Source organism: Pantoea sp. BRR-3P, assembly GCF_039621635.1.
Taxonomy (GTDB): Bacteria; Pseudomonadota; Gammaproteobacteria; order Enterobacterales; family Enterobacteriaceae; genus Pantoea; species Pantoea floridensis.
Genome location: NZ_CP155066.1, coordinates 2,271,075 through 2,283,312 on the forward strand (window position 1 = coordinate 2,271,075; position 12,238 = coordinate 2,283,312).

General features: G+C 53.4%; 14 protein-coding genes. 11 read left to right on the forward strand and 3 right to left on the reverse strand.

Annotation, left to right across the window (positions count from 1 at the left end):
• Positions 1–122: 122 nt before the first annotated feature.
• Positions 123–884 (reverse strand): DUF481 domain-containing protein, encoded by a 762-nt coding sequence (locus AAGR08_RS10495; protein ID WP_097094123.1) that lies wholly within the window; start codon positions 882–884, stop codon positions 123–125.
• A 332-nt stretch (positions 885–1,216) separates the two neighbouring features.
• Here AAGR08_RS10495 and ghoS point away from each other — a divergent pair, with 332 nt between their 5' ends.
• The gene (ghoS, locus tag AAGR08_RS10500) at positions 1,217–1,507 is read left to right on the forward strand and encodes a type V toxin-antitoxin system endoribonuclease antitoxin GhoS (RefSeq protein ID WP_345826828.1); all 291 of its coding nucleotides are present in this window, start codon (positions 1,217–1,219) and stop codon (positions 1,505–1,507) included.
• Between the two features lie 89 nt (positions 1,508–1,596).
• Entirely contained in the window at positions 1,597–2,490 is an 894-nt protein-coding gene (locus tag AAGR08_RS10505; protein WP_097094125.1) for a fructosamine kinase family protein, read from the forward strand.
• Between the two features lie 4 nt (positions 2,491–2,494).
• Here the strand turns inward: AAGR08_RS10505 and AAGR08_RS10510 are convergent, their stop codons facing one another.
• Positions 2,495–3,031, reverse strand: a complete 537-nt coding sequence (locus tag AAGR08_RS10510; RefSeq protein ID WP_345826829.1) for a YniB family protein — start codon at positions 3,029–3,031, stop codon at positions 2,495–2,497.
• Between the two features lie 142 nt (positions 3,032–3,173).
• Here AAGR08_RS10510 and hxpB point away from each other — a divergent pair, with 142 nt between their 5' ends.
• The 6 genes from hxpB to AAGR08_RS10540 all read left to right on the forward strand — a co-directional run bounded on the left by hxpB (position 3,174) and on the right by AAGR08_RS10540 (position 8,479).
• The gene (hxpB, locus tag AAGR08_RS10515; protein WP_345826830.1) at positions 3,174–3,842 is read left to right on the forward strand and encodes a hexitol phosphatase HxpB; all 669 of its coding nucleotides are present in this window, start codon (positions 3,174–3,176) and stop codon (positions 3,840–3,842) included.
• Between the two features lie 157 nt (positions 3,843–3,999).
• Positions 4,000–4,836 (forward strand): 5-dehydro-4-deoxy-D-glucuronate isomerase, encoded by an 837-nt coding sequence (kduI, locus tag AAGR08_RS10520; protein ID WP_345826831.1) that lies wholly within the window; start codon positions 4,000–4,002, stop codon positions 4,834–4,836.
• A gap of 12 nt (positions 4,837–4,848) precedes the next feature.
• Positions 4,849–5,610, forward strand: coding sequence for a 2-dehydro-3-deoxy-D-gluconate 5-dehydrogenase KduD (gene kduD / locus AAGR08_RS10525; protein ID WP_345826832.1), 762 nt, complete (start codon positions 4,849–4,851; stop codon positions 5,608–5,610).
• A gap of 140 nt (positions 5,611–5,750) precedes the next feature.
• Positions 5,751–6,341, forward strand: a complete 591-nt coding sequence (locus tag AAGR08_RS10530) for a metal-dependent hydrolase (protein WP_097097547.1) — start codon at positions 5,751–5,753, stop codon at positions 6,339–6,341.
• A 153-nt stretch (positions 6,342–6,494) separates the two neighbouring features.
• Positions 6,495–7,886 carry an L-cystine transporter gene (locus tag AAGR08_RS10535; protein ID WP_097094130.1) on the forward strand — a complete coding sequence of 464 codons (1,392 nt, stop codon included), beginning with the start codon at positions 6,495–6,497 and terminating at the stop codon, positions 7,884–7,886.
• Positions 7,887–8,083: 197 nt separating this feature from the next.
• On the forward strand, positions 8,084–8,479 hold the full coding sequence (locus AAGR08_RS10540) for a DUF6515 family protein (protein WP_097094131.1): 396 nt from the start codon (positions 8,084–8,086) through the stop codon (positions 8,477–8,479).
• A gap of 54 nt (positions 8,480–8,533) precedes the next feature.
• Here the strand turns inward: AAGR08_RS10540 and osmE are convergent, their stop codons facing one another.
• A complete protein-coding gene (gene osmE / locus AAGR08_RS10545) occupies positions 8,534–8,869 on the reverse strand; it encodes an osmotically-inducible lipoprotein OsmE (RefSeq protein ID WP_007892614.1) in 336 nt (111 codons plus the stop codon).
• Between the two features lie 192 nt (positions 8,870–9,061).
• Between osmE and AAGR08_RS10550 the strand changes: the two genes are divergently transcribed.
• From AAGR08_RS10550 to cho, 3 genes are all read left to right on the forward strand, one after another.
• Positions 9,062–10,252, forward strand: a complete 1,191-nt coding sequence (locus tag AAGR08_RS10550; RefSeq protein WP_097094132.1) for a multidrug effflux MFS transporter — start codon at positions 9,062–9,064, stop codon at positions 10,250–10,252.
• Between the two features lie 117 nt (positions 10,253–10,369).
• Complete coding sequence (nadE, locus tag AAGR08_RS10555) at positions 10,370–11,197, forward strand: ammonia-dependent NAD(+) synthetase (RefSeq protein WP_097094133.1); 828 nt, start codon at positions 10,370–10,372, stop codon at positions 11,195–11,197.
• A gap of 110 nt (positions 11,198–11,307) precedes the next feature.
• Complete coding sequence (gene cho, locus AAGR08_RS10560; protein WP_097094134.1) at positions 11,308–12,168, forward strand: excinuclease Cho; 861 nt, start codon at positions 11,308–11,310, stop codon at positions 12,166–12,168.
• The last annotated feature ends 70 nt before the right edge of the window (positions 12,169–12,238 follow it).

Below are 12,238 nucleotides of genomic sequence, written 5' to 3' on the forward strand. Positions count from 1 at the left end.
CGATGATAATAGCAGCTTTCGCTGCCGATCAAAACCCGTGCAGAGATTCGCTAAGCTAAAGAGAAATAAAAAAAACCGCCGCGAGGCACAGGCCTGGCAGCGGTGATTTATATCGGGCTCGCTTACATTGCGTATGAGAGCTGGATCGTCGTTTTGGTATCAGTACGATCCGGTGCAGATTCTGGCGGATTGTTATTCCAGGTCACGTTGTAACCCAGTTTCAACGCAAAGTGGTCATTAATCGCCACCTGCAGCGCAGTTTCTGAGTTCAGCGTGGTGTCTTCACCGAAGCTGCTCAGCACAGATACACCCTGAATAAATTTGGTGGTATCCGTCAGCTGCCATTGATAGCTCACCGCACCGTAACCCAGCGCTTTGGTTTCATGTCCGCCATCATGGAAGTCGTCGTAACGCACACCTGGACCGACTTCAGCACGCAGTGAGTGAACAGGACCGTTAAGGATCTGACGACCATAACCGGCAGTCAGTACATCGCGTGAGTCATAACCGTTGAAACGGTCACTCAACCAGCTTGCCTGGCCAAACAGGTAATCGGCGCTGTTGAGGTTATAACGACTACGGCCACCAATGTTGTAGGTCTCAGACGAACGCTCATCATTTGAAGAGTTGTTCGAAGCGTTGCCCCACAGACTCAATGCGGTATTGGTTTGGTACCATGTCATATTGGTAGCAGCACTCAGCGACGAGCTGGTGGTGTTACCGGTTTGAGCCAGATAACCCGCTGATAGATTGCCTTCAAACGGTTTTTTTGCCGTGGAAGGGTCATCCATAGAGGTGAAAACGGCGTTATCTGCAAATGCCTGGTGACAAAATGCTCCAGCAGAGAGCAATAAAACAGCGGACAGCTTGTTGAAGGCTTTCATTAAAAGTAACCCGTACGACAGTTTAAAAAACGAAGAGTTTGAAGCGTTTCTCCGGCCAAGCAATGCAATTTAGCGTAAGTTTTGTAAAAAAGCATGTACTCACAAAAAAAGCCTAAAAAGTCGCTGAAGCGCTTATTTAATGGGAATCTTCCCATTTTCGCTGCGCATTATAGGAGGCAATTAATTAAATAGCAGCCCAAAAGCCACAAGAATTTTCCGAACCTTATTGACGAAGATTTACCCTCCACTTAGCAGCGTTAAATCGCCTAAAATTCGCTCTATGTTGCCTGCTGGTCTACGCTGAAATCTGTTCGATAACAATGAGGTGAATAATGAGCGACCATGATGTCAAACGTTACATTGTCACGTTGAAGTATCAAGAAAATGGATTGGGTGACCTCCAGTCGGTTAACAGTGCAATGATCAATGCTGGATTTAGCACCACTCTCAGCGATGATGACGGCCATCCACACGAACTGGGAACCAATAGCTTCGGTTTCGTCAGTGCTTTAGAGGAACGTGAAGTGGCAGAGCAAGCGGCGGGCTATGCCGAAATTGCCTTGAAACATAAACCTGAGGTTAAAATCACGACGCTGGAAGCTTTTTTGAAAGAACAATCCTGACTCATTGCAAAAAACGGCATCGACGTCAGGTTTGCTGAAGTTTTGCGCGTTACAATCGAACTTACACAGCGAATAAAGAGGATTACCCGATGTGGTCAGCCATTAGTCGACTGTTAAGCGAGTACGCCGGCGATGCCGACATTACCGAACGTCAGGAACTGCCCGGCGGCGATGTCCATCCGGCATGGCGCATTCGTTATGGCGAGTTAGATGTGTTCGTTAAATGCAACACTCGCGATATGCTCACCCTATTTAGCTGGGAAGCGGACCAGCTTGATCTGTTAGCGCGCACGCAGACCGTACGGGTGCCAAAAGTGTATGGCGTCGGTAACGATCGCGACACCAGCTTCCTGCTGCTGGAGTACATCTCGCCCGAGCCGTTCAATCATCAAAGTGCTTTTCAGCTCGGCCAGCAATTAGCGCATCTGCATCAATGGAGCGAGCAACCGCAATTTGGCCTCGATTTCGACAACAACATCACGACCACACCACAACCTAATAGCTGGCTACGCCGCTGGTCGGTGTTTTTCGCTGAACAACGCATCGGCTGGCAGCTGCAGTTAGCAGCGGAAAAAGGCGTGCATTACGGCGATACCGAACTGATTGTTGATTGCGTACAGCGCGCGCTGGCCAACCATCACCCGCAGCCTTCTTTATTGCATGGCGATTTATGGCCAGCCAACTGTGCGGGCAGCGCGAACGGGCCCTGGCTCTTTGATCCGGCTTGTTATTGGGGCGATCGTGAATGCGACCTGGCGATGCTGAGCTACTACGCCGATCTTCCGCGTGAGATTTTTGATGGCTACCAGGCTGTGTGGCCGCTGGCGGACGGTTTCTCGCAGCGACAGCCCGTTTATCAGCTCTATTACCTGCTCAATCGCGCCAATGTCTTTGGCGGCAACTGGACCGGCGCAGCGCAATTGGCCGTCGGCCAGTTGTTAGATGAAGATGTATTGGGAGAACGTCAGGCCAGACCGGCCTGACGCTTTACAACATACCGAGCAGCTTCAGCACGAAGTATCCGGCGATAGCGATAATGACGGGCAAAATATAGAGCGGAAAAATCTGTAAGAAAATGGTGTGACGCGGTATGTGGATTTTATCTTCCAGCTGCACACGCGTTCGCCCTTCACTTCCTTTGGCCTGCTCCAGAATCAACTGATCCTCAATACCTTCTTTAATGTGGCGTGACTGACGCCACATGCGTGCGCCTGAAGCCTGTAACGCGATGCCAACAAAAATCAGAATGTAGATCAGCCAAAAGCCCACATTCGTGCCGCCGTGAAATTCCGGTATCGGCGAGTTCTGCCAAAACACGTTAAGAAACGGCGTATTGAATTTCACCATATCGACCATCACATGCACAAAATCGAGCATCACCGCATCAATGCCGGGCTGCTTTTCACTGTGCTTAAACATATAACCCAGTAGCGAAATAAGGGTGGACAGCAATGCAGGTATAAAAATCACCCAACCAGCCACGCGCTTAAGGATGGCGATGCGGCCAGCCTGTTGGTAAGTCATGGAGTCTCCCTGAACTGATCATCGTTTTGCCTAAGTCTACCTGCACTATCGCAATTTTTCCTGAAAAATGCGTAACCTGCCGTAAGTCGGCTTTTTTGAGCACTCGTGCTAAGGTAAGCAAAATGTCTTAGGGAGCAGTTTTATGTCATACCGTCGTCCTGTTTTGGCCGCCATCTTTGATATGGACGGATTGTTGATTGACTCTGAACCGTTATGGGATCGGGCTGAGTTGGATATTTTCGCCAGCCTCAATGTGAATATCACCCGCCGCCATGAATTACCGGATACGCTAGGTCTGCGCATCGATCAAACCGTGCGCATGTGGTTTGAAGCGCTGCCCTGGAGCGGTCCGGACCAGGAGGAAGTGACAAAGCGCATCATTGCGCGTGCGATCGCGCTGGTTGAAGAGACGCGTCCGCTGCAGCCGGGCGTGGAGCAGGCACTGCAACTGTGCCAGCAGCAAGGTTTGAAAATCGGTCTCGCCTCCGCTTCGCCCCTGCACATGCTGGAACGCGTGCTGGAGATGTTCGACCTGCGCAGCTACTTTGACGTGCTGGCTTCAGCCGAAGCGTTGCCCTACAGCAAACCGCACCCGCAGGTTTACCTGGATGCGGCAGCCAAACTGGGGATTGATCCCTTGAACTGCGTAACGCTGGAAGACTCGTTCAACGGCATGATCGCCACCAAAGCGGCACGCATGCGTTCGATTGTAGTACCTGCGCCCGAACATCGTGATGATGCGCGCTGGTCGCTGGCGAATGTTATTCTTGATGATTTAACCCAGCTCAAACCCGAGCATCTGCACGGTTAACCGTCGCCCGCTGAACGCGGGCTTTTTTATGCAATTTGATCAACCGCTCAAATAAATAAAACATCGTTTCATTTTTATTGAATTCACATCCCATCCTGCCTAAGATGCCCAAAGACCCGCATCGGGACCACTTCCTTTGACTCTTGAGAGGCCTGAGATGGACGTTCGTCAAAGCATACACAGCGATCACGCCAAAACCCTCGACACCGCCGGTTTACGCCGCGAGTTTCTCATCGAGAAAATTTTCGACGCCGACAATTACACCCTCACCTACAGCCATATTGACCGCATCATCATCGGTGGCGTAATGCCGGTGCACACAGCAGTCACTATTGGCCATGAAGTCGGCAAGCAGTTAGGCGTCAGTTACTTCCTCGAACGCCGCGAGCTCGGCGTGATTAACATCGGCGGACCGGGCTTAATTGAAGTAGACGGCAAAACCTGGGAGATTGGCCAGCAGGAAGCACTGTATGTTGGGCAAGGTGCGCAGAGCGTGATTTTTCGCAGCAGCGATGCCCATCATCCCGCGAAGTTTTACTACAACAGCGCACCGGCGCACACGCGTTATCCAGACAAAAAAATCACCCTCAACGAAGCGGTTAAAGCCACGCTGGGCGATGCCGCCACCTCGAATCGTCGCACTATCAATAAATTCATCGTGCCGGATGTGTTGCCTACCTGCCAGCTGACCATGGGCTTAACCCGCCTCGATGACGGTAACTTGTGGAATACCATGCCGTGTCACACGCATGAGCGCCGCATGGAAGTCTATTTCTACTTTGATATGGCCGATGACAGCGCGGTATTCCACATGATGGGCCAGCCGCAAGAGACGCGTCATTTGCTGGTGCACAATGAGCAGGCGGTGATTTCCCCCAGCTGGTCGATTCATGCTGGCGTCGGTACGCAGCGTTATACCTTTATCTGGGGGATGGTAGGTGAAAACCAGGTGTTTGATGACATGGACCACGTCAACATCAGCGCGCTGCGCTAACAAGGAGCAATCATGATACTCAATGCATTTAATCTGGAAGGCAAAGTGGCGCTGATTACTGGCTGCAATACCGGACTGGGCCAGGGCATGGCGCTCGGTTTAGCGCAGGCGGGTTGTGACATTATTGGCGTCAACCGCGCGGGGCCTGACGATACCCAAGCTAAAGTCGCGGCGCTAGGACGCCGCTTCTGGTCGATACAGGCCGATCTCACACAATCTTCCGTGGTTCCACACGTTGTTGAACAGGCGGTAGCCCACGCCGGTCGTATTGATATTCTGGTCAACAACGCTGGCATTATTCGCCGCGAAGATGCGCTTAATTTCAGCGAAAAAGATTGGGATGATGTGATGAACATTAACAGTAAGAGTCTGTTCTTCCTGTCGCAGCGGGTGGCGCGTCAGTTTATCGCGCAAGGCCATGGCGGCAAGATCATCAATATTGCCTCAATGCTCTCGTTCCAGGGCGGCATTCGCGTGCCCTCCTATACCGCCTCGAAAAGCGCGGTGATGGGCTTAACACGCCTGATGGCAAATGAATGGGCAAAACACGGTATCAACGTCAACGCCATTGCGCCGGGTTATATGGCGACCAATAATACTGAGCAGTTGCGCAGTGATGAAGCGCGCAATGAGGAGATTTTAGGCCGTATTCCTGCCGGACGCTGGGGCATTCCTGACGACATGATGGGGCCGATTGTCTTCCTCGCCTCAAGCGCTGCAAACTACGTGCACGGTTACACGCTGGCTGTCGACGGCGGATGGTTAGCACGCTAAGCTAACCCCTTATTTTCCCGCGTCATTGTGGCGCGGGAAAGCAGAAATTATTAACGCTTCGTTACAGCGTCACCATTCTCATTTACTGGATAAATCCCTATACTGGATGCATCGACAGTTTTATGCAGCCAGGTTCCATCATGACGGCCGAAGGCCATATCATTTTTGCCATTGCCAGCGCCATTTTTGCCAAGCGTGCGGAACTGACGCCAGTCCTGGCCAGCGCCGACTGGTGGCATTTGGTGCCTGCTGCATTGCTAACCTGCCTGCTTCCCGATATCGATCACCCTAAATCCGTGTTAGGCCAGCGGCTAAGGTGGCTATCGCACCCCATTGCCCGCGCTTTTGGTCACCGCGGCTTTACTCACAGTTTACTGGCCGTGGCGGTGGGGTTGTGGCTATTCCAGATTAACGTGCCTGCCGACTGGTTTTTGCCCGCTGATGTGCTGCAAGGCATGACGCTTGGCTATCTCAGCCACATCGTGGCCGATATGCTCACCCCCGCAGGCGTGCCGCTGCTGTGGCCCTGCCGTTGGCGCTTCCGCTTACCAATTCTTAATAGTCAAAAAGGTAACCAACTTGAACGCGCGCTTTGTCTCGCGCTGGTCGGTTATGCCTTATGGTTCCCGCCCGGAATGCCCTCTTTTGGTGCCAATGGCTGGCCGGAACAACTGTTCAATACGCTACAAAATGGCGTCGGTCGCATGGTTAATGGTCGAAACGGTCAATAACCACTCAAATACAGCGATAAAGTTATAAAACATTCTTTTTGGGTATAAGCCCGCCCAACGCTGAACTGATAACATTCTAAATATTCCCTAACGGGGACTTACTGTTATCCGCACCATCATAATCTGCTGGCGCGGCACACTCTGGAGTTGAGCATGGATTTTCCCCTAATCATTAATATTGTGGCGTTTATCGCGCTACTGATTCTGTTGAATCGCATTGGCAACCAAAGCTGGAGCCTATCAAAGCGCGTGCTGACCGGTCTGGTATTAGGCGTGGCCTTCGGTCTGGCGCTGCAAACCATCTACGGCGAAAACAGCGCCACGGTAAAAGCGTCAATTGGTTGGTTCAATATCGTCGGTAATGGCTACGTTCAGCTGTTGCAAATGATTGTGATGCCGCTGGTTTTCGCTTCGATTCTGAGCGCCGTTGCGCGTCTGCATAATGCCTCATCGCTGGGTAAAATCAGCGTGCTAACCATTGGCGTGCTGCTGGTGACAACCGCGATTTCCGCGCTGGTCGGCGTACTGGTTACCGGCCTGTTCGGCCTAAGCGCTGAAGGTCTGGTACAGGGTGCGCAGGAAACCGCGCGTCTGAGTGCGATTCAAAGCAACTATGTTGGCAAAGTAGCTGACCTCAGCACGCCGCAGCTGCTGCTGTCGTTCATTCCGAAAAACCCGTTTGCCGATCTGGCCGGTGCCAACCCTACTTCCATCATTAGCGTGGTGATTTTCGCTGCCTTCCTCGGCGTGGCGGCGCTGCAACTACTGAAAGATGACAAGGTCAAAGGCGAGCGCGTGCTGGTGGCGATCGATACTCTGCAATCCTGGGTGATGAAGCTGGTACGTTTGATCATGAAGCTGACGCCGTACGGTGTGCTGGCGTTGATGACCAAAGTGGTGGCCGGCTCCAATCTGCAGGACATCATTAAGCTGGGTGGTTTTGTTGTTGCATCGTATCTCGGTCTGGCCATTATGTTTGCCGTGCATGCCCTGCTGCTGTCGGTCAACGGTATCAATCCAATGCGCTTCTTCCGTAAAGTGTGGCCGGTGATCACCTTCGCTTTCACCAGCCGCTCCAGCGCCGCGAGCATTCCGTTGAATGTGGAAACGCAGACGCGTCGCCTCGGCGTACCCGAATCCATTGCCAGCTTCTCTGCATCGTTTGGTGCCACCATTGGTCAAAACGGGTGTGCGGGCTTGTATCCGACGATGCTGGCGGTGATGGTTGCTCCTACGGTTGGCATTAATCCCTTCGATCCGATGTGGATTGCCACGCTGGTGGGTATCGTGACGCTGAGTTCCGCCGGTGTGGCGGGCGTCGGTGGCGGTGCAACGTTTGCCGCGCTGATCGTGTTGCCGGCGATGGGCCTGCCGGTCACGCTGGTCGCGCTGCTGATCTCCATCGAGCCGCTGATTGATATGGGCCGTACCGCGCTCAACGTTAATGGCTCAATGACGGCCGGTTCACTTACCAGCCGCTGGCTCGGTTTGACCGACAAAAAAGTGTTAGAGAGCGACGAACATGCTGAATTGGCGCACCGCTAACGCACCGCATTAACACAACGGCAGGCCAATGGGCCTGCCGTTTTTTTATGTCCTTTTCTCCCCAATTCCACCCAATCATGGCGGCTGTGTCAGGAAAGCGTTAAGCATAGTAAACAGAGGAAAAATCGACCGCTTTTCGCTTGAGTTTTGCCGCCAGAAGGCCAATTCTGCTGCTAATCACAGCAGGAGAATCACCGATGAAAAATGTTATCGCCTCGGTGCTGGCGTTAACCTTATTAACACCAGCTATCAGTCATGCGTATCCCGGCGGTTGGGGCCCTGGTCCGCATTGGGGGAGAGATCCCCATTGGGGAAGAGGCCCGCATTGGGGTGGGCCTGGCCCGCTACGCTTCTTACCTGAAGCGGCAACGGCGGTGCTGATTGGCGGACTCACCTACTACATGCTGAATGGCAGCTACTATCAGCGTCAGGGCGACACTTACGTGGTAGTACAACCGCCTGACAGCCCGCCCGCTGGCGGCATGCGCGTGCTCGATTTCAATGGCAAGCGCTACTATGTGCAGGAAGGCCATTACTACCAGCGCGAAATCGGCGGCAGCTATATTGAAGTGCCTCGCCCTTACGGCTTATAAGCCTACAACGAAAAACGGCCCGTCAATGACGGGCCGTTTATTATTCTGCTGCGCTTATTGCGCCGCTTGCGGGTCGGTATCGTAATCCTTACAGCTCTGGAAGCCGTAATTCATCACGCGACCGGTATCGTTATAGCTCACGAAGTAGGTCTGCGGTTTACCGTCACGCTCGCCAATCACGTAAGTCTGGCAGGTACCGCGCGCATGAACCATGGTGATTTCGGTTGAGGCTGGACCCGCGATCTGACGCACTTGATCACGCGTCATGCCTTTTTTCACATCCTTTACCACCGGCTTGGTTACGTAGCTTTCAGCTTTGTCATAAGTCGTACAACCCGACAGGGCTGCCAGCGTCATAGCGGCAGCGATACATCCCATCACTTTATTCATGTTGTTGTTCCTCGTTTTTTTGTCCATGTGAAGTAAGCCTGGAACATAAATCCAGATTTATCAACTTTATGGGATAAATTTCACCAAAATCTTAAGCGTCAGGTTTTCGTAAAAATGCTGTGTTGATGCGCCAGGGTTCGTATAATCACCCGCGAAAAAATACCGATAGCAATGAATTAAGACTGAGGATAAATGACACCTGCACCTTCTCACCGCCTGGTTTATGCCATTACGCTGGGGCTACTCGCGGCACTCGGGCCACTTTGTATCGATCTTTATCTACCTGCGCTGCCGGAACTGGCGCGCGATCTGCACACCGAAACGGCCACGGCGCAGCTGAGCCTAACGGCAGGTTTGCTCGGTTTGGGGGCCGGTCAGCTGCTGTTTGGACCAATGAGCGACAAATTTGGTCGCCTCCGTCCGTTACTGTTATCGCTGATATTGCTGTTTATTGCCTCGATTGGCTGCGCGCTGGCAAAAGATATCAACGCGTTGCTGGTGGCTCGTCTGTTTGAAGGATTGGCCGGTGCGGGCGGCGCCGTGCTGTCGCGCGCCATTGCCCGCGATATGTACAGCGGCCATGAATTAACGCGTTTCTTTGCTCTGCTGATGCTGGTCAACGGCCTGGCACCGATTGGTGCGCCGGTGCTGGGCGGCGCGTTAATGACGGTGCTTAACTGGCGCGGCATTTTCGTGGTGCTCGGCTGCATTGCCATTGTGTTAATTTTCCTCACGCGCTGGAAGCTGCATGAAACCTTACCGGCCGAACGTCGTAGCCAGGGCTCGATTTTTTCAGCGTGGGCAGCACTGGGCCAGGTGGTGACGCATCGTCAGTTCATGGGCTTTTGCCTGACGCAGGGTTTCATGATGTCCGGTATGTTTGCCTACATCGGGGCGTCACCGTTTGTGCTGCAGCAGCTTTACGGACTCACGCCGCAAGCATTCAGCTTCTGCTTCGCCGCCAACGGCCTCGGCCTGATTATTGCATCCCAAACCAGTGCACGCCTCTGCCCGCTGTGGGGAGAATATCGCGTGTTGAAAGGCGGTCTTACGCTGGCGTTTGTGGCGTCAAGCTGTTTACTACTGGCTGGACTAACAGGCGCCGCGCTGCCGATCCTGCTGGTGGCCCTGTTCTTCACCATTGCCAGTAATGGCGTGATTGCCACTACAGCCTCCTCCCTGGCAATGCAGAGCCAGGGACATCGTGCGGGCAGCGCATCGGCGGTTATCGGCGTGTGTATGTTTACCTTTGGTGCCATTAGCGTGCCAATCACCGGCCTGGGCGGCACCTCGGTGGTGAGCATGACGGGCACGATTTTTGGCTGCTTCATGCTGGCGATTGTGTCGTTCAATATATTGGTACAGAAATCAAAAAGCGCCTGATTTGTAAGCTTTTAACTTCGGCAATAATCCGTGCGGCTTGTTGTTTGGGGGCAGAGGCGTTAGCTTTAGCAGATGATTCGCATTGTGCCGTCAGGCTACTGACTTGAGGAGAGGTCCATGTCATTGCAACAGGAAATCATTGAAGCCCTTGGTGTTAAGCCCGTTATTGACCCGCAGCAGGAGATCCGCGTCAGCGTTGATTTCCTGAAATCCTATCTGCAAGCCCACCCGTTTTTGAAAACGCTGGTCCTCGGTATCAGCGGTGGCCAGGATTCCACGCTTACCGGCATTTTGTCACAAACGGCAATTCGCGAACTGCGTGCAGAGACCGGCGATAATGACTACACCTTTATCGCCGTACGCTTGCCGTATGGCGTGCAGGCCGATGAGCAGGATTGTCAGGATGCGCTGGCATTTATCCAGCCGGACCGCACGCTGGTGGTGAATATTAAAGAAGCGATCCTGGCCAGTGAACGTGCATTGAAAGAGGCGGGTATTACCGTTTCAGATTTCGTGCGTGGCAATGAGAAAGCCCGTGAGCGCATGAAAGCGCAGTACAGCATTGCCGGCATGACCAAAGGTGTGGTGGTAGGAACGGATCATGCGGCTGAGGCGATCACCGGCTTCTTCACAAAATACGGCGATGGCGGCAGCGATATCAATCCGATCTTCCGCTTGCACAAAGGCCAGGGCAAACAGCTGCTGAAAACGCTCGGCTGCCCGGAACATCTCTATCTGAAGCATCCGACGGCCGATCTGGAAGATGATCGCCCCGGCTTGCAGGATGAAGTGGCGCTTGGTGTCACCTATCAGCAAATCGACGCTTATCTGGAAGGCAAAACCATTGATGCCGCCGCGGCAAAAACCATTGAAGGCTGGTATCTGAAAACCGAGCACAAACGTCGTCCGCCGATTACCGTGTTCGACGACTTCTGGAAGAAGTAAGCGCTCCTCCTTTCCCGCCGTCTATGCGGGAAACTTTCTCCTCCCCGCTGACTGGCGAGAAAAAGCACACTTTGATACACTGGATGGACAACCAGTAATCGGAGTGTGCTTTGGTCAGACGTGCAGCCAGCCACCGCCTCGATTTCGATGCGGCAGCAATCTATCAATATCCCGAACATCTACGTCAATGGCTGGAAGGGTTACCTAACCAGCCAGGCGTGTATACCTTCCATGGCGAAAATGAAAATCTGCCGTTGTATATCGGCAAAAGCGTTAACCTGCGCAGTCGGGTCATGGCGCATTTTCGTACGCCAGATGAAGCCAGCATGCTGCGTCAGGCGCGGCGCGTGACCTGGATCCCCACCGCAGGAGATGTCGGTGCGCAGCTGCTGGAAGCGCAAATGATCAAAACTCAGCAGCCGCTATTCAACAAGCGACTTCGTAAAAATCGTCAGCTCTGTTCGCTGCAATTAGGCGACGGCGCGCCGCAGGTGGTTTATGCGAAGGATCTCGACTTCTCCCGTTCGCCCAATCTTTATGGCCTGTTTCGCAGCCGCTTTGCCGCGCTGGAGAAACTGAAAACACTTGCCGATGAGCAGCGCTTGTGTCACGGCCTGCTGGGACTGGAATCGTTGCGTCCGGGGCGAGGTTGTTTTCGTGCGGCGCTTAACCGCTGTGCCGGCGCGTGCTGCGGAAAGGAGTCGGTTGCTGCGCATCAGCAGCGTCTGCATGCCGCCTTAGAGCAGATGCGTATCCTGTGCTGGCCGTGGCAAGGTCCGGTTGGCATGGTGGAGCGCGGTGCCGATATTACGCAAATCCATGTGATCGATCACTGGTTCTGGCTGGGTTCGGTGAGTAGCGAAGCCGAAGCGCGCCAGCTGCAGCGTGCCTCGCACGGCTTTGATCATGATGGCTACAAAATTCTCTGCCGTCCGCTGCTCTCAGGCGTGTTCCCGCTGATCGAGCTATAAAAAAACCGCCAACGTTGCCCAAAGCATCGAACGCAATGGACAACGTCGGCGGTCTCTATTCAGTTAGCGA